Below are 16605 nucleotides of genomic sequence, written 5' to 3' on the forward strand. Positions count from 1 at the left end.
GGCCGGGAGGCTACTGAGCCTGCGCCCGCGTCTGTGTCTCGTAGGCCTCGATCAGCTCGCTCGACCGCTTCACATCGGCCCCGATCGCTTCCAGCAGCGCGTCGATCGACTCGAACTTCTCCTGCCCGCGTACGTACGCGAGGAAGTCGACGGCGACGTGCAGGCCGTACAGGTCGAGCCCGACCCGGTCGATGGCGTACGCCTCCACCGTCCGCTCCGTGCCGTCGAACTGCGGGTTCGTGCCGACGGAGATCGCGGCGGGCATCCGCTCGCCCTCCACGGTCAGCCAGCCCGCGTACACGCCGTCGGCGGGGATCGCGGTGTGCGGAAGCGTCTCGACGTTCGCCGTCGGGTAGCCGAGCTCGCGGCCGCGCTGCGCGCCGCGCACCACCACGCCCTCGACCCGGTGCGGCCGGCCGAGGATCTCCGCGGCGCCCTCGACGTCGCCCTCGGCGACCAGGCGCCGCACCAGCGTCGACGAGAACGGCTCGCCGCCGCCGGCCTCTCCGCGGACGTACAGGTCGACGACCTCGACCTCGTAGTCGTACGTCCCGCCGAGCTCCGCCAGGAACGCCACGTCGCCGGCCGCCCGGTGTCCGAAGCGGAAGTTGGGGCCCTCGATGACCGCCCGCGCGTGCAACTTGTCGACCAGCACCTTCACGATGAAGTCGGCCGGTGAGAGCTTCGAGAACTCCTGGGTGAAGGGGAGGATCAGCAGCGCGTCCACGCCCAGCTCACCCATCAGCTCCGCCCGGCGGTGGTGCGGGGCGAGCAGCGGGGGGTGGCTGCCAGGGCGCACGACCTCGCTCGGGTGCGGATCGAACGTCACCACGACGGCCGGCACGCCCAGCTCACGGGCGCGTTCGACCGCGCGACCGATGATCAGCTGATGCCCGCGGTGCACGCCGTCGTAGGAGCCGATGGTGACGACGCTGCGTCCCCAGTCCTGGGGGATGTCCTCCAAGCCACGCCAGCGCTGCACTGTGACCGCTCTCCTCGTCCGAATGCGAACCCGATTACGCAGGTCTAAGACTGCCATGCCCACGGGATGCGGCTCGCATCGGCATAGGAATGCCAAGGCTCTCGACCGCCCGCCGGGCACCCGGCCCCGCCAGCGCCGCCCACTCCTGCGGCGCGGCGGCCAGCCAGCCGGCGACGAGCGCCGCGAAGCCGGGGACCTCGCGGGCGAGCCCGGCCAGCAGCCGGTCGAAGGAGGCCGCGCCCTCGGGCGTACGGGCCAGCAGGGTCCCGGTGCGGTGTACGAGGTCCCTGGTCCGGGCCTCGCCCCTGCGCCGGGCGCCGGTCCCGGCGGCCAGCAGCACCGCCTCCAGCGCGCCGAGATCCCGCGCTCCGCACTGCCCGTACTCCCCGGGTCGCCCGTACCGCTGCTCGTACTCCAGGAGTACGTCGAGCAGCTCGCCCCGCAGCGGTCGCGAGGCGCGGCTGCCGGGCGCGGCGAGCACGGGGGCCAGGGCCCGCCGCACCTGGCCGGGGTGGTCCCGCAGCAACCCCGTGACCAGCGGAAACAGGGCAGCTCGGGCGCCGGGGCCGTGTTCGAGGCAGCGGTCCACGTACGCGGCGGCGGGCGCGGCGCCGTCGGGGTGACGGTCGACGTACTCACGGACGAGAGCGGCGGCGCGGCGGGCGAGGGCCGGCTCCCGGACGTCGGAGAGCGCGCGCAGTACGTCGTCCACCGCGCTCCCTCCTCCGCCTCCTCCGTCCATCAGGCGGGCCCGGAAAGCGGCGAGGACGGGCTCGGGATGAGTGGTGAGTGCGGCGGCGAGGGCGGAAGCGGGCGGTTGCGAGCCGTCGCCGCCGAACGCCGAGAGGGCCCGCGCCAAGTGGCGCGACCGGGTTTCGGGGTCCCGGACGAGCAGGCCGAGGGCAGGGCCGTGCCGGGCGGCGTCGCCGGGCCGGGCGAGGAGGGCGAGCGCGGCGTACCTCAGCAGCTCGCGGTCGGCGCCGGTCGTGACGTACGGCGCGGCGGCGAGCCCGTACACAGCGGCGGCGGCCCGGCGGCCGGGCCGCACGTCGTCGTGGGCCCAGCGGTCGACGGCGCGGCAGAGCGCCGACGGCTCTTCCTCGGCGAGGACGGCGAGCAGCTCGCGGGCGCGTGGGTGCGCGGCGCGGTCGACGAGTGCCTCGGTCAGGTCGTCGACGGCGAGCTCCCGGCGGGCGTAGAGCAGCGCCTGGGCGACCGCGGCGACGGTGGGGCGCACTTCGGCGTCGTCGGCGGCAGGCAGCGGCCGCTCGTCGTCGAACCAGCGGCACAGCATGGGCTGCACGGTCCTCGGCGCGGCTTCGAGCCGGCGGACCACGGCGTCGAGATGCCGACCGTGCGGGGGTACGTGCCCGCTTCCCGGCGGCGTGTCGGCAGGCAGGAGCCGTCGCAGCAGATCGACCCGCTCCTCCTCCCCGACGCGGACGCGTTCCCAGAACCCGGGCCCGAAGCCCCGGAGGCCGTCGCCACCCTCCGCCCCGTCGGCGCTCCCCGGCCCGCGTCCCCGCGCAGGCCGGCGGCCGACGCTGTCGGCCAGCATGCGCAGCACGCCCAGGTACGGACCGGCGTCCCCCACCCGCGACAGCACCTCCCGCAGCAACCGCGTCGCCCACCACAGAGCGTCCGCAGGCCCCGGCCGGGCTCCGGGCAGGGGCGGGTCCTGGGCGGCTTCCAGGGTGTGGACCAGCGCCATCAGCCGGCCGGCCGTCGCGGGTGGGCCGTGCACCCGGTGCATACGCAGCAGTGCCTGCACCACCGGCCCGATGCGATGACGTGGCACCGGCGACCGGCGGACCTCGCCGTACGCCCGGGTCCCGGACGGTTCCCGCGGGTCAAGCCCGGGGTACGCCCTTCGCGGAAGCGGCTCCGGCCCGCCCGCGTCACCGGGCCGCTCCTCGGCGGGCGGGCCGGGCGCCGGTTCCGGCTCGGGGTCCTCCCGCTCGCGGTGCACCAGGGTGCGCAGCACGGCGTCGACGTCCAGATGCGCCCCCTGGAGCCAGTCCGCGAGCTCCTCGTGAGCGAACCGGTAACCGTCCCCGGCGGGCACCAGCAGGCCCTCGGTCAGTACCGCCGTCGCCCACCCCGTGCGCCACGGGAAGATCTCCTCGAACGACTCGCGGTCCAGGCCGCCGTCCCCGGCGGCCGGACACCGCCGCGCCGCCCGGTGCACCTGCCCCGCGACCCTCGCCGCCAGCCGCCGCACCGCCGTGCCGCGCGGCACGGGCCGGGCCGCGGCCGCCAGCCGCACCGCGACGCGCAGGCACACCAGGTCCAGGTACGCGCTGAGCACGTCCTCGCGCGAGGGCTGCCCCGGCACGTCCCCCGGCAGCGCCGCCCGCACCTCCGCCAGGAGCCTCAGCGTCAGCGGGTGCCGGGCGTCGACGGGGTCGGCCGGCGCCGCGTCCGGGATGCCGTGGTTCTCGCGGGCGCGCACTGCCTCCGCCTCGCCGAGGCAGCCGATCCGTACGGCGGGGGGCAGGCCCGGCCAGGGCCGCTCCGGGCGGTGCAGTACGCCCTGCGGGTAGAGCTGCCCCGCCGCCTCCCAGTGCTCCGGGCGGCACGCCACCACCAGCCGGGCCCCGGTCGCCGACAGCCAACTCACCGTCTGCGCCGTCCAGTCGGGCAGTCGGCGCAGCAGTGCGGGCGGCATCTCCTCCGGAGCGTCCAGAGTTACGAACAGTGGCCTGCCCGCGTCGAGAGCCAGCCCCGCGACGCGCTCCGGCGTGGCGGCCCCCGGATCCCCGTTCCACTCCCCCGACGCCGCGACGATCCGCCCCGCCTCCCGCAGCGCCCGCCCCGCCACGTCCGCGACCGACGCGTCCCCGGCCCGCAGGTCGGCGCCGCGCAGCCGCAGCGTCGGGGCCGGCTCGGGCCCTCCCGCGTCGGCGGGCCAGCGCGGCGAGTTCCGTCGTACGCCCGGTCCCCGGATCCCCGACCAGGGCGAGCACCGGCGCACAGCCCGCTGCGGAGAAGGCCGCCAACTCCTGTGCCACCTCCGGACGTTCCACCGGCGGCGGCCATGCCCCCGGGCCGCCCTCCGGCCCGGCGCCCGCGCCGCCCCACGTGCCCGTCAGCCGCATCGCGCCCGCGAGGTTGAGGTCCGGCCCGAAGCCCGGCACCGTGGCGGCGTTCCGGCGCAGCAGCTCCGCCAGGGGGCCGCCGGGTGACGCCTCGGCCGCCGCCCGCAGGGGTACGGCGAAACCGGCGGCCCGCCGCTCCGCGCAGAGCGCGGTGCCGAGCACGGCCAGCACGGCCCCCGTCTCCGCGTCCAGGACCGGCCCGCCCGATGCCGGCCCGCCGAGCCGCAGGGCGTCGCTGCCTGCCGTGCCCATGGCCAACTCGACCGCGTGGTCGACGAGATGGAAGCGGTCGGTCGCCGTGTAGGTGACCGGTACCGGTCTGAGGACCCGCGCCTCGCGCCAGCCGCCGGCCGGGAGTCGGACGTAAGTGCCCGTGTCGATCCGGTCCCGCGCCGAGACGGGGGCCGGCCGTACCCCGAGCCCTTCGGTCCGTACGAGCGCCAGATCCGTTTCCGGCAGGGGGACGATCGCGTCCTCCTCGGCCAGGCAGGTCCGCTCGCCCGGCGCGTGCACGACGACCCGGGTCAGGCCGTCGACGGCCTCGTGGCTGGTGACGACGGTGCCCCGGTCGTCCGCGACGAACCCGGTCCCGCGCGGGCGCCCCGCCAGATCGCAGAGCCGCACCAGCGTGACCTCGGGGGACGGCGGCAACGGCGTCCCGCGTACCGCCATCGCCGTACCTCCCACCGTGCCCGTGACACGACCGTAGGCCGGTGGTGATCAGCAGGAGAAGGACGCACGGCGAAAGCGCCCCCCAGTGCACCCGTGGTTCACTCCGAGCGCCCGCCCGAAGGGGTGAATCGGCGGTGCGGGGTGGAGAGACTTCCCCAGGGGGATCGTGGAGCGGGCAGCCGACGGGCTGTCCGCTCCACGATGGGGGCGGACAGCCGGCGTCGGCGATGCCCGTACGGGGCCGGGTGGTGCCCGGACGACGCCTCAGCCGAAGACGGCGAGACTCTTCGCCTTGCCGCGGTTCTCCTCGACGAGTGCCAGGAACCGCCCCTCGGGTCCGAAGACCGCGACGGGGGTGGTGTCGTACGCCGGCATGTCGAGCCGTACGCCGTTGGTCACCAGGCCCGCGCGCCGCTCGTCCACGTCCCAGCGCGCGAAGGCCGCCGCGGCCGCTTCGGCGATGGGCATGACCGTGAGCTCCTCCTGGAGCTGCTCCAGCGTCTTCGCCGCGTCGAGCCCGTACGGGCCGACCCGGGTGCGCCGCAGCGCGGTCAGGTGACCGCCGACGCCGAGGCCGGCACCGAGGTCACGGGCGAGGGCGCGGATGTACGTACCGGAGGAGCAGACCACGGAGACGACGAGGTCGACGACGGGCGTCCCGTCCTCGGCCACCGCCTCGCGCACGTCGTACACCTGGAAGGACGAGACGGTCACCGGGCGGGCCGGGATCTCGAACTCCTCGCCCTCGCGCACGCGCGAGTACGACCGCTTGCCGTCGATCTTGATGGCGCTGACCTTGGACGGCACCTGCATGATGGCGCCGGTCAGCCCGGCGACACCCGCGTCGATGCCTTCCCTGGTCACGCCCGAGGCGTCGGCGGACGCGGTGATCTCGCCCTCCGCGTCGTCGGTGACCGTGGTCTGGCCGAGCCGGATCGTACCGAGGTACTCCTTCTCGGTCAGGGCGAGATGGCCGAGCAGCTTCGTCGCCTTCTCCACGCCGAGGACCAGGACGCCCGTCGCCATGGGATCGAGGGTGCCGGCGTGGCCGACGCGGCGGGTCTTGGCGATCCCCCGCATCTTGGCCACGACGTCGTGCGAAGTGAAGCCGGACGGCTTGTCGACGATGACAAGGCCGTCCGGCGTCGTGGTGGTGCGCTTGTTCATTCGGCGGTTTCGCCCTCGTCCTCGGCTTCGTCGTCGGCCTCAGTGTCCTCGTCGTCGTCCTCGGGCTTGCGGTACGGGTCGGCCTCGCCGGCGTACGTCTTGCCCGTCGACACCTGGCGCACCTCGGCGTCCTTGGCGCGCGCCTTGTCGAGGAGGTCCTCGATCGTGCGCGCGTTGTCCGGGAGGGCGTCGGCGACGAAGGCCAGCGACGGCGTGTGCCGCACACCGGTCTGCCGGCCGACCTCGGAGCGCAGGACACCCTTGGCGCTCTCCAGGGCGGCGGCCGAGGCGGCGCGCGCTTCGTCGTCGCCGTAGACCGTGTAGAAGACCGTGGCCTCCCGCAGGTCACCGGTGACCCGGGCGTCCGTGATGGTCACGAACCCCAGTCGCGGATCCTTGATTCGCCGGTCCAGGGTCTCCGCGACCACGACCTGGATGCGATCGGCCAGCTTGCGGGCCCGCGCTTTGTCGGTCACCGGTCCGTCTCCTCTTTCTGCTGCTGCTGAACTTCAGTCTTCGTCACCGTGCAGCCGCCGTCGTACCGACAGCAGCTCCACCTCGGGCCGGGCGGCGACCATGCGCTCGCACCGGTCCAGTACGTCTGTGAGGTGCCCTGTGTCCCCTGATACCACCGCCAGGCCGATCTCGACCCTGCGATGGACATCCTGGTCCCCGACTTCAGCGACGCTCACCGCGAATTTCCGCTGGAGTTCGGCGACGATCGGGCGTACCACAGAGCGTTTCTCCTTCAGCGACCGTACGTCGCCGAGGAGAAGGTCGAAGGACAGTGTCCCCACATACATGTGTGTCCGGATGTCCCGCCGGTACGGGTTCGGTGGTCCGGGGGTGTCCCCCGGACTGGCACAGCCGTGCCCCGCCGGCCACGCGGCAGGGACACAAGAACCGTACACGCAACGGCCGGGGCCGCTCGACGGAATAATCTCCGCCGAGCGGCCCCGACACTGCACTCGCGTGGCTACACGGCTCAGCCGCGCGGCTTCTCGCGCATCTCGTACGTCGCGATGACGTCGTCGATCTTGATGTCGTTGAAGTTTCCGAGGTTGATACCGCCCTCGAAGCCTTCGCGGATCTCGGTGACGTCGTCCTTGAAGCGGCGCAGACCCTGGATGTTGAGGTCCTCGGCGATGACCTTGCCGTCGCGGATGAGGCGCGCCTTGGTGTTGCGCTTGACCTCTCCGGAGCGGACGAGAACACCGGCGATGTTGCCCAGCTTGGACGAGCGGAAGATCTCGCGGATCTCCGCCGTGCCGAGCTCGACCTCTTCGTACTCCGGCTTGAGCATGCCCTTGAGGGCCGCTTCGATCTCTTCGATCGCCTGGTAGATGACCGAGTAGTACCGGACGTCGACACCCTCGCGGTCCGCCATCTGCGCGGCGCGGCCGGCAGCTCGGACGTTGAAGCCGATGACGATGGCGTCGGAGCCCATCGCCAGGTCGATGTCGGACTCGGTGACCGCACCCACACCGCGGTGCAGGACCCGGATCTCAACCTCTTCACCGACGTCGAGCTGGAGCAGCGAGGACTCGAGAGCCTCCACCGAACCGGACGCGTCGCCCTTGATGATGATGTTGAGGTCCTGGACCAGACCGGCCTTGAGCACCTTGTCGAGGTCCTCGAGGGACACCCGGCGGGTGCGCTTGGCGAAGGCGGCGTTGCGCTCACGCGCAGCACGCTTCTCGGCGATCTGGCGGGCCGTACGGTCCTCGTCGACGACCAGGAAGTTGTCGCCGGCGCCGGGGACGTTGGTGAGACCCAGGACCAGGACGGGGGTCGACGGACCCGCTTCCTCGACGTTGTTGCCGTTGTCGTCGAGCATCGCGCGGACTCGGCCGTAGGCGTCACCGGCGACCATCGTGTCACCGACGCGGAGCGTTCCGCGCTGGACGAGCACGGTGGCGACGGCGCCGCGGCCCTTGTCGAGGTGGGCCTCGATCGCAATACCCTGCGCGTCCATCTCGGCGTTCGCCCGGAGGTCGAGCGACGCGTCGGCGGTGAGGATCACGGCTTCGAGCAGCTGCTCGATGTGGAGACCCTGGCGCGCGGAGATGTCGACGAACATCGTGTCGCCGCCGTACTCCTCGGCCACCAGACCGAACTCGGTGAGCTGACCGCGCACCTTGGTCGGGTCGGCACCCTCGACGTCGATCTTGTTGACCGCGACCACGATCGGCACACCGGCCGCCTTGGCGTGGTTCAGCGCCTCGATCGTCTGCGGCATCACACCGTCGTTCGCCGCGACCACGAGGATCGCGATGTCGGTGGACTTCGCACCACGGGCACGCATGGCGGTGAACGCCTCGTGACCGGGGTGTCGATGAAGGTGATGGCGCGCTCTTCACCGTTGACCTCGGTGGCGACCTGGTACGCACCGATGTGCTGCGTAATACCGCCGGCCTCGCCCGCAACGACGTTCGTCTTGCGGATCGCGTCCAGCAGTCGGGTCTTACCGTGGTCGACGTGACCCATGACGGTCACGACCGGCGGACGGGAGACGAGCATGTCCTCGCCGCCCTCGTCCTCACCGAACTCGATGGAGAACGACTCGAGAAGCTCGCGGTCCTCCTCCTCCGGGCTGACGATCTCCAGGATGAAGTTCATCTCTTCGGCGAGGAGCTTGAGCGTCTCGTCGGAGACGGACTGCGTGGCAGTGACCATCTCGCCGAGGTTCATCATCACGCCGACGAGCGACGCCGGGTTGGCGTTGATCTTCTCGGCGAAGTCGGTGAGCGAGGCACCGCGCGACAGACGGACGGTCTGTCCGTTGCCGCGAGGCAGCATCACGCCGCCTACCGACGGGGCCTGCATGGCCTCGTACTCCTGGCGCCTCTGCCTCTTCGACTTACGGCCACGACGCGCCGGACCGCCGGGGCGGCCGAACGCACCCTGCGTGCCACCACGGGCACCGGGACCGCCGGGACGTCCACCGAAGCCGGGACGACCGCCGAAGCCGCCGCCACCGCCGGGACGACCCGCGCCGCCACCGCCACCGGGACCACCGGGACGGCCGGCGAAGCCGCCGCCGCCACCGCCGGGACCGGCCGGACGGCCGGCGAAGCCGCCGCCACCGGGACGACCGCCGCCGCCTGCCGGACGGCCACCGGGGCCGCCGGGGCCACGGCCACCGCCGCCAGGACCGCCACCGGGACGGGGGCTGGCCGCGGGACGCTGCGGCATCATGCCGGGGTTCGGACGGTTACCGCCCGCAGCACCGCCGGGCCCTCCAGGACGTGCGCCGCCCTGCGGACGGGGCATGCCACCGGGGGTGGGACGAGCGCCGCCACCCTGGCCCTGCGGACGCGGAGCGCCGCCGGGAGCACCCTGCGGACGCGGGGCGCCACCGGGGGCGCCGGCACCGCCGGGACGCGGGGCGCCACCCGGACGGGGCGTCTGCGGACGCGCCATGCCGGTGGAGCCACCAGAGGTGAACGGGTTGTTGCCCGGACGGGGACCCGCGGGGCGGGCGCCGCCGGGACGGGGGGCCTGCTGGCCACCGGGGCGGGCGGGACGCTCGCCACCACGGCGGTCGTCACGCTGGCCGCCGTCACGCTGACCGGCGTCACGCTGGCCGGCCGGGGCCGGACGGGCGGGACGGGGGCCGGGCGTGGCACCCGCGGGACGCGGGGCCTGCTGGGGCTGCGCGGGGGCAGCCGGTGCCTGTGCCTGCTGGGCCGGCTCGGGAGCCGAGAACTCAGCTGCGGGGACCGGAGCCGCCGGAGCGGGCTTGGCCGGCGCGGGCTTCGGACCCGGACGCGGGGCACCGGACGGCGCGGACGCCGGCGGCGTGCTCGCGGGGGCCTCAGCGACAGCCGGCTTGGGGGCCGGTGCGCCGGGCTTCGGGGCACCCGGACGTGCCGCCTGGGCCGGGGAGGGCGCAGACGAGGGGGCCGCCGGAGACGGCTTCGCGGGCGTCGCCTTACGCGGCGCGCCCGGCTTTGCTGCGGACTTGCCGGCGTTGCCGCCGGGACCCTGCAGTGCGTCAGTCAGTTTGCGTACAACCGGCGCCTCGATCGTCGAGGACGCCGAACGGACGAATTCGCCAAGTTCTTGGAGCTTGGCCATGACGACCTTGCTCTCCACACCGAACTCCTTGGCGAGTTCGTAAACCCGGACCTTTGCCACTTCGCTCCTTTTAGGTCCGGGTTACCGCCGGACCGTCGCTACTTCATGGGCGTACTCATCGCGTACTCATCGAGTGCTCATCGCAATCTCGACCTACTTCCAACTCGCGAGGTACCTGACCGCACGGTTATCCGTGCCGTTCTCTTCTTACGGTGTAGCTGTTGCCTGCTCGACAAACCGGCTCAGAGCCGTTGTGCCGAGCGGTGCCCGGCCCCGAAAGGCCCGGGGAAACGCCCGGCGGCGGACCGCCAGGGCGAGACACGCAGGGGCGGGGTGAATGTACGCACCCCGGCCGGGCAGCGTACCGCGAGGATCGGGGACACATTCACCCTCGATCTCCACGATGCGCAGCAGATCGCGCTTGGCCGCTCGCTCCCGGCATCCCACACAGGTTCGCTCAGGGCACACGCGGGCATGCGTCCGGCCAGACACTATTAAGTCTACCTCCCCGCGGCGACCTCGCCCCATGGGGGCAGAAATCGAACGGTTGTTGTCGTAAAACGTGTCTCAGTCCTGGTCCGAGGGCTGCTCGGTGTCGGACCGGATATCGATGCGCCAGCCGGTCAGCCTGGCGGCGAGGCGGGCGTTCTGGCCCTCCTTGCCGATGGCCAGCGACAGCTGGTAGTCGGGCACGGTCACCCGGGCGGAGCGGGCGGCCATGTCCACGACCTCGACCTTGCTGACGCGCGCGGGCGACAGGGCGTTGGCCACCATCTCGGCCGGGTCGTCCGACCAGTCCACGATGTCGATCTTCTCGCCGTGCAGCTCGGCCATGACATTGCGCACACGGCCGCCCATCGGGCCGATGCAGGCGCCCTTCGGGTTCAGACCCGAGCGGGTCGAGCGTACGGCGATCTTGGAGCGGTGGCCGGCCTCGCGGGCGATGGCCTCGATGACGACTGAACCGTCGGCGATCTCCGGGACCTCGAGAGCGAAGAGCTTCTTCACGAGGTTCGGGTGCGTGCGGGAAAGCGTCACGGACGGGCCGCGCATGCCCTTGGCCACCCGTACGACGTACGACCGCAGACGCAGACCGTGCGTGTACTCCTCGCCCGGCACCTGCTCCTGCACCGGCAGGATGGCTTCGAGCTTGCCGATGTCGACGAGGACGTTCTTGGGGTCCCTGCCCTGCTGGACGACGCCGGTGACGACATCGCCCTCGTGGCCCGCGTACTCACCGAAGGTCCGGTCGTCCTCGGCGTCGCGCAGACGCTGGAGGATGACCTGCTTGGCGGTACTGGCCGCGATCCGTCCGAAGTCGGACGGGGTGTCGTCGAATTCCTTGGGCTCCTGGCCCTCTTCCAGGTCGGCCGGGTCTTCCTTCGCCCAGACCGTCACATGGCCGCTCTCACGGTTCAGTTCCACGCGCGCGCGGCGGTGGCTTCCCTCGGTGCGGTGGTACGCGATGAGGAGGGCCGATTCGATCGCCTCGACCATCAGGTCGAAGGAGATCTCCTTTTCCTTCGCCAAGCCCTTCAGGAGCTTTACGTCGATATCCATGGCTACGCCTCCTCTTCCTTCTTGTCCTTGCGGCTGAACTCGATCTCCACCCGGGCCTTGGCGATGTCCGCGAAGGCGACCCGGCGGGCGGTGGGCTTGCGGCCCTTCACGCCCGGCACTTCGAGGTCGAGCCCCTCGTCGTCCACGGTCAGAATGCGTGCGACCAGCTCGGTGGCGTCGTTCAGCGTGAGCTTGGCGAGGCGGCCGGTGGCCCGTACGTAGTGGCGGTGCTCGGACAGCGGGCGGTCGGCGCCCGGGGAGCTGACTTCGAGGACGTACTCGCCCTCGCCCATCGCGTCCGTCTCGTCGAGCTTCTCGGAGATGGCGCGGCTCAGATCCGCGCAGGTGTCGAGTTCCACGCCTTCGTCGGAGTCGACGACGATCCTCAGCTGGCGGCGCCTGCCGGCCCGGGACACCTCGATGTCCTCCAGATCGAGGCCCTCCGCGCTGACCAGTGGCTCCAGGAGTGCGCGCAGCCTGTCGCTCTGGGTGGTGCTCATCCGGGTGACTCCTCGGCCGCGTGTGCTGTTGTGTGGATCGTCGCGTGTCAGATCAAAGGGTATCCGGTCCCGAGGGGTGTTGCCGTCCGCCTGCCGGGGAGCCGCGGGTACGCTCGCCTGCGGTGATCACCGCAGAGGCCCGAGGGAGACACAGGTGCGGCGCACGGAAACCACACGCAGGGGTGCGCTCGCGGCGACCGGGGCCGCCGCCGCCGCGCTGCTGACCGGCGGATGTGCGGGCGATCCGGCGCCGCGCGGCCGGGAAGGATCCACGGCCGGCACCGTGGCCGCCGCCGCGCGGGCGGAGGCGGCGCTGCGCAGGGCTTCAGCCCGGGCCCGCCGCACCCTGCTGGCGCGGTACGACGCCGTCATCGCCGCGCACCCCTCCGCCGCCGGCCGGCTGGAGCCGCTGCGCGACGCGGTGGCCAGGCAGACGGACGCGCTGCGGGGAGAAGGCGCCGCGGGGCGTGCCCCGGTGCCCCCGGCCGTCGCCACGGAGCGCGCGGCCGCGCTGAAGGAGCTCGCCGCCGAGGAGCGGCGCGGCGCCGACGCGCACAGCGCGGCACTCCTGGACGCACCCCCGGAGCTGGCGCGGCTGCTGGCGTCCGTCGCCGCGGCCGGCGCCGCCCACGTGTATCTGCTGACCGAAGGGAGCGACGGGTGAGCGCGACGCCGACCACCACACAGGCGGTGGAGGCCGTGCAGGCCGCGCTGGCCGCCGAACATGCCGCCGTGTACGGGTACGGAGTCGTCGGCGGCCGGGTCGCCGACGAGCGCCGGGACGAGGCGCGCCAGGCGTACGACGCCCACCGCTCGCGGCGTGACGCGCTGGAGCGGACCGTGCGCGGGCTGGGCGCGGCCCCGGTGGCGGCGGCCGCCGCGTACGCCTTGCCGTTCCCCGTGCCGGACGGGGCGGCGGCCGTACGGCTCGCGGCCGAGCTGGAGGACCGGGTGGCCGGTGTCTACTCCGACGTCGTACGCGCCGCCACCGGCCCGTTGCGGCGCGAGGCGGCGGCGGCGCTGCGGGAGGCAGCGGTGCGGTCCGTGCGCTGGCGGGGGCGCGGCGTAGCCTTTCCCGGGCTCGCCGAGCTGACCACGCCGGCCACGAGCCGCAAGCAGTGAGCTTTGAACCGGTTGTCGAACCGGCTTTTGAAACGGCCTTTGAAGGGGACACCACACGCATGCTTTTCGAACCGCCGCAGCGCCTCGTACGAGCGCTCGGCGAGGCGTACCCGGACGTGGCCGCCGACTGGCTGGGGCAGCTGCCCGAGCTGGCCGAAGAGGCCGTCGCGCGGCGGAAGTTGAGTGTCGAGCGGGTGCAGAACCCGGGCGGCAGGAGCAGCCTGGTCGTCCTCGTACGGCAGCAGGACGGCACCCCCGCGGCGCTCAAGATCGCCCCCGAGGCGGCCGGGCCCGCCGCGGAGCACGCGGCGCTGGCGCACTGGAACGGGTGGGGCGCGGTCCAGTTGCTGGACGGCGGCTACGGGGCCGGTGAGCTCCTGCTGGAGCGCCTCCACTCCGAGGTGTCGCTGCGCTCCCTGCCCGAGGCGAAGGCCCTGCTGGAGGCGGCCGGGATCGTTCGCCGGCTGTGGATCGAGCCGGCCCCCGGCCACCCCTTCGAGACCGTCGCCGAGCGCACGGCCCGCCAGGCGGCGGCGATGCGCTCGGCCGGCCCGGCCTTCGCTCCGCTGGTGGAGGCGGCCCTCGCGGCGCGCGACGAGCTGACGGCGTGCACCGACGAACTCCTGCTGCTGCACGGCAACTTCAGGCAGGGCAAGGTGCTCGCCGGCGACCGGGCGCCGTGGCTGGCGGTCGGTCCCGAGCCGCTGGTGGGCGAGCGGGCGTACGACCTGGCCCGGCTGGTCCGCGACCGGGTCGAGGACCTGGTGGCGACGGCGACGGGCGCGTCCGGCACCCGCCGCCGGGTGAACAAGCTGGCCGACTCGCTGGACGTGGACCGGGCGAGGCTGCACGGCTGGACGCTGTTCCGGGCGGTGGAGTCGGGCGTGCGGGCGTCGGCCGCCGGACGGCACCAGGACGCCGAACTGCTGCTGGAGTTCGCCGGCTGGCTGTAGCGGGGCCCGGCGGCTGCCGGAGCGCGCCCTTGCCGATGCCCCCCCCACACCACGAGGGCCCCGCGCGATCCGCGCGGGGCCCTCGTGGTGTGTGGTGCCGGTTCTCTCAGGCGGTCAGGCGGTCAGGCGGGCGATCGCCTCGTCGACCGTCAGCTCCTCGCGCTCGCCCGTGCGGCGGTCCTTGAGCTCCACGACGCCCTCGGCGCTGCGGCGGCCCGCCACCAGGATCTTCGGTACGCCGATGAGCTCGGCGTCCGTGAACTTCACGCCGGGCGAGACGCCCGGACGCTCGTCGACCAGCACCCGCAGGCCGGCCGCGCCCAGCTTGTCCGCGACCTCGACGGCCAGCTCGGTCTGGAGCGCCTTGCCCGCGGCGACGACGTGCACGTCGGCCGGGGCGATCTCGGCGGGCCAGCACAGGCCCTTGTCGTCGGCGGACTGCTCGGCGAGCGCGGCGACGGCGCGCGAGACGCCGATGCCGTACGAGCCCATGGTCACGCGGACCGGCTTGCCCTGCTGGCCGAGCACGTCGAGCTGGAAGGTGTCGGTGTACTTGCGGCCGAGCTGGAAGATGTGGCCGATCTCGATCGCGCGGTCGAGCTTGAGGCCGGTGCCGCACTGGGGGCAGGGGTCGCCCTCTTCGACGACGACGACGTCCAGGTAGTCGTCGACGTCGAAGTCGCGGCCCGCGACGACGTTCTTGGCGTGCTTGCCGGGCTTGTTGGCGCCGGTGATCCAGGCGGTGCCGTCGGCGACGCGCGGGTCGGCGATGTAGCGGACCTTCTCCAGCCCCTGCGGGCCGACGTAGCCGCGTACGAGGTCGGGGCGGCCCACGAAGTCCTCGGCCGTGACCAGTTCGACGACGGCGGGCGCCAGGTGCTCGCCGAGCTTGCCCAGGTCGACCTCGCGGTCGCCGGGGACGCCGACCGCGACGATCTCGCCGTCCACCTTGACCAGCAGGTTCTTGAGGGTCGCCGACGCCGGTACGCCCAGGTGGGCGGCGAGGGTCTCGATCGTCGGGGTGTCGGGGGTGTCCAGCTCCACGACCGGGCCGTGCTCCGCGATGTCGTACGCGGCCGCGACCGCCTCGGCGCTGAAGGTGACGGCCTCCGTGTTGGCGGCGTAGTCGCACGCGGGGCAGTCCACGAAGGTGTCCTCGCCGGCCGCGGCCGGGGCCAGGAACTCCTCGGACGCCGAGCCGCCCATCGCGCCGGACACGGCGGAGACGATGCGGTAGTCGAAGCCGAGGCGCGTGAAGATCTTCTGGTAGGCGGCGCGGTGCAGCGCGTACGCCTCGGCGAGGCCCTCGTCCGTCGTGTCGAAGGAGTACGAGTCCTTCATGTGGAACTCACGGCCGCGCAGCACGCCGGAGCGCGGACGCGCCTCGTCGCGGTACTTGATCTGAATCTGGTAGAGGATCACCGGCAGGTCCTTGTAGGACGTGCACTGGTCCTTGACCGTCTGCGTGAAGATCTCTTCGTGCGTCGGGCCGAGGAGGTAGTCGCCGCCCTTGCGGTCCTTGAGGCGGAACAGCAGGTCGCCGTACTCCTCCCAGCGGCCGCTCGCCTCGTACGCGTCCTTGGGCAGGAGCGCGGGGAGCAGCACCTCCTGGCCGCCGATCTCGTCCATCTCCTCGCGCACGACGCGCGCGATGTTTTCGAGGACCTTCTTGCCCAGCGGGAGCCAGGTCCAGATCCCCGCCGCGTTCCGGCGGACGTACCCGGCGCGCACCAGCAGCTTGTGGCTGAGCGTCTCGGCGTCCGCCGGGTCGTCACGCAGTGTCTTGACCATCAGACGGGACATGCGCTGGACCTGGGCCATGGTGAACTCCTGCGAAGAAAAGTGTGATGGCTAGGAGGTTAGCCGGGCTGCACAGACACGGGAAATCCGTTACCCGCGGTGACGGCGCAGCGGGAGCGGCGCCCCCATCACGGCGTACGGCCGGGGAGCGCTCGGGAAGTGGACCTGGCGCGCCAGGTCGACGTAACCGAGTGCCCGGTACAGGCCGCGGGCCGGGCTCTCGATGTCGATCGCGGAGAGGATCGAGCGGGGCTGGTCCACGGCGTCCGTGATGGTGGTGATCAGCTCCCGGCCGATGCCGCGTGCCTGGTGGGCGGGGTCGACGTGCAGTTCGGTGATGACGAACGCGTCGTCGAGCCAGGCGTCGTTGCCGGCGCGGCGCAGGTACGGCTCGACGACCGTGGACCACCAGTGCGCGCGGTCGTTGGGCATCCCGTAGACGAAGCCGACCAGGCGTCCGTCGGGCGTCGTGGCGCCGAGCGCCCGGGCGCCGGGGTTCAGCAGGTGGCGCAGCACGATGTGACGGCGCACCCCGATCTCCTCGTCGGTGAGCCCGAAGGCGAGCGCCTGTACGGCGAGCGCCTCGTCCACGCGCGCGGCGAGGTCGACCGGCGCGACCACAACGGCGGGGGTCCGGGGTCCGCCCCCGGTGAGAGGTGCCATGCTGCGCA

Annotated in this window: 12 protein-coding genes and 2 pseudogenes; 3 read left to right on the forward strand and 11 right to left on the reverse strand. The window is 73.1% G+C overall.

The window, feature by feature from the left end; genetic code table 11:
• Positions 1-10: 10 nt before the first annotated feature.
• From AS594_RS09805 to rimP, 9 genes and pseudogenes are all read right to left on the reverse strand, one after another.
• Positions 11-982 carry a bifunctional riboflavin kinase/FAD synthetase gene (locus AS594_RS09805; RefSeq protein ID WP_069933154.1) on the reverse strand — a complete coding sequence of 324 codons (972 nt, stop codon included), beginning with the start codon at positions 980-982 and terminating at the stop codon, positions 11-13.
• Positions 983-1016: 34 nt separating this feature from the next.
• Positions 1017-4752 (reverse strand): annotated as a pseudogene (locus AS594_RS09810) (trypsin-like peptidase domain-containing protein).
• Between the two features lie 264 nt (positions 4753-5016).
• The gene (gene truB / locus AS594_RS09815) at positions 5017-5919 is read right to left on the reverse strand and encodes a tRNA pseudouridine(55) synthase TruB (RefSeq protein WP_069926608.1); all 903 of its coding nucleotides are present in this window, start codon (positions 5917-5919) and stop codon (positions 5017-5019) included.
• A complete protein-coding gene (gene rbfA / locus AS594_RS09820) occupies positions 5916-6395 on the reverse strand; it encodes a 30S ribosome-binding factor RbfA (protein ID WP_069926609.1) in 480 nt (159 codons plus the stop codon). The genes truB and rbfA overlap by 4 nt, the downstream gene beginning before the upstream one ends.
• 33 nt (positions 6396-6428) lie before the next feature.
• A complete protein-coding gene (locus tag AS594_RS09825; protein WP_069926610.1) occupies positions 6429-6722 on the reverse strand; it encodes a DUF503 domain-containing protein in 294 nt (97 codons plus the stop codon).
• Between the two features lie 182 nt (positions 6723-6904).
• Positions 6905-10059 (reverse strand): annotated as a pseudogene (infB, locus tag AS594_RS45385) (translation initiation factor IF-2).
• Between the two features lie 147 nt (positions 10060-10206).
• On the reverse strand, positions 10207-10491 hold the full coding sequence (locus AS594_RS40970) for a YlxR family protein (RefSeq protein ID WP_079148240.1): 285 nt from the start codon (positions 10489-10491) through the stop codon (positions 10207-10209).
• Positions 10492-10566: 75 nt separating this feature from the next.
• The gene (nusA, locus tag AS594_RS09840; protein WP_069926612.1) at positions 10567-11559 is read right to left on the reverse strand and encodes a transcription termination factor NusA; all 993 of its coding nucleotides are present in this window, start codon (positions 11557-11559) and stop codon (positions 10567-10569) included.
• A gap of 2 nt (positions 11560-11561) precedes the next feature.
• Positions 11562-12059: a ribosome maturation factor RimP gene (rimP, locus tag AS594_RS09845; RefSeq protein ID WP_069926613.1), complete on the reverse strand. Its 498-nt coding sequence runs from the start codon at positions 12057-12059 to the stop codon at positions 11562-11564.
• Between the two features lie 154 nt (positions 12060-12213).
• On the opposite strand from rimP, the gene AS594_RS09850 reads away from it, so the two are divergent.
• From AS594_RS09850 to AS594_RS09860, 3 genes are read left to right on the forward strand one after another with little or no spacing between them, the layout of a single operon-like run.
• Positions 12214-12723: a hypothetical protein gene (locus AS594_RS09850; protein ID WP_069926614.1), complete on the forward strand. Its 510-nt coding sequence runs from the start codon at positions 12214-12216 to the stop codon at positions 12721-12723.
• A complete protein-coding gene (locus AS594_RS09855; RefSeq protein ID WP_069926615.1) occupies positions 12720-13181 on the forward strand; it encodes a ferritin-like domain-containing protein in 462 nt (153 codons plus the stop codon). The genes AS594_RS09850 and AS594_RS09855 overlap by 4 nt, the downstream gene beginning before the upstream one ends.
• Before the next feature lie 59 nt (positions 13182-13240).
• Positions 13241-14134: an aminoglycoside phosphotransferase family protein gene (locus AS594_RS09860; protein ID WP_069933152.1), complete on the forward strand. Its 894-nt coding sequence runs from the start codon at positions 13241-13243 to the stop codon at positions 14132-14134.
• A 114-nt stretch (positions 14135-14248) separates the two neighbouring features.
• Here AS594_RS09860 and AS594_RS09865 read toward each other — a convergent pair whose 3' ends face one another.
• On the reverse strand, positions 14249-15955 hold the full coding sequence (locus AS594_RS09865; protein ID WP_069926617.1) for a proline--tRNA ligase: 1707 nt from the start codon (positions 15953-15955) through the stop codon (positions 14249-14251).
• A 69-nt stretch (positions 15956-16024) separates the two neighbouring features.
• The gene (locus AS594_RS09870) at positions 16025-16597 is read right to left on the reverse strand and encodes a GNAT family N-acetyltransferase (protein WP_069926618.1); all 573 of its coding nucleotides are present in this window, start codon (positions 16595-16597) and stop codon (positions 16025-16027) included.
• Positions 16598-16605: the final 8 nt, after the last annotated feature.

The sequence above is a fragment of the Streptomyces agglomeratus genome (assembly GCF_001746415.1).
Taxonomy (GTDB): Bacteria; Actinomycetota; Actinomycetes; order Streptomycetales; family Streptomycetaceae; genus Streptomyces; species Streptomyces agglomeratus.

Excerpts from the sequence above, each read along its gene's own strand:
- nusA (WP_069926612.1), bottom strand. The coding sequence starts at position 11,559 with ATGGATATCGACGTAAAGCTCCTGAAGGGCTTGGCGAAGGAAAAGGAG.
- rimP (WP_069926613.1), bottom strand. The coding sequence starts at position 12,059 with ATGAGCACCACCCAGAGCGACAGGCTGCGCGCACTCCTGGAGCCACTG.
- AS594_RS09870 (WP_069926618.1), bottom strand. The coding sequence starts at position 16,597 with ATGGCACCTCTCACCGGGGGCGGACCCCGGACCCCCGCCGTTGTGGTC.
- truB (WP_069926608.1), bottom strand. The coding sequence starts at position 5,919 with ATGAACAAGCGCACCACCACGACGCCGGACGGCCTTGTCATCGTCGAC.
- AS594_RS09860 (WP_069933152.1), top strand. The coding sequence starts at position 13,241 with ATGCTTTTCGAACCGCCGCAGCGCCTCGTACGAGCGCTCGGCGAGGCG.
- AS594_RS09825 (WP_069926610.1), bottom strand. The coding sequence starts at position 6,722 with ATGTATGTGGGGACACTGTCCTTCGACCTTCTCCTCGGCGACGTACGG.
- AS594_RS09865 (WP_069926617.1), bottom strand. The coding sequence starts at position 15,955 with ATGGCCCAGGTCCAGCGCATGTCCCGTCTGATGGTCAAGACACTGCGT.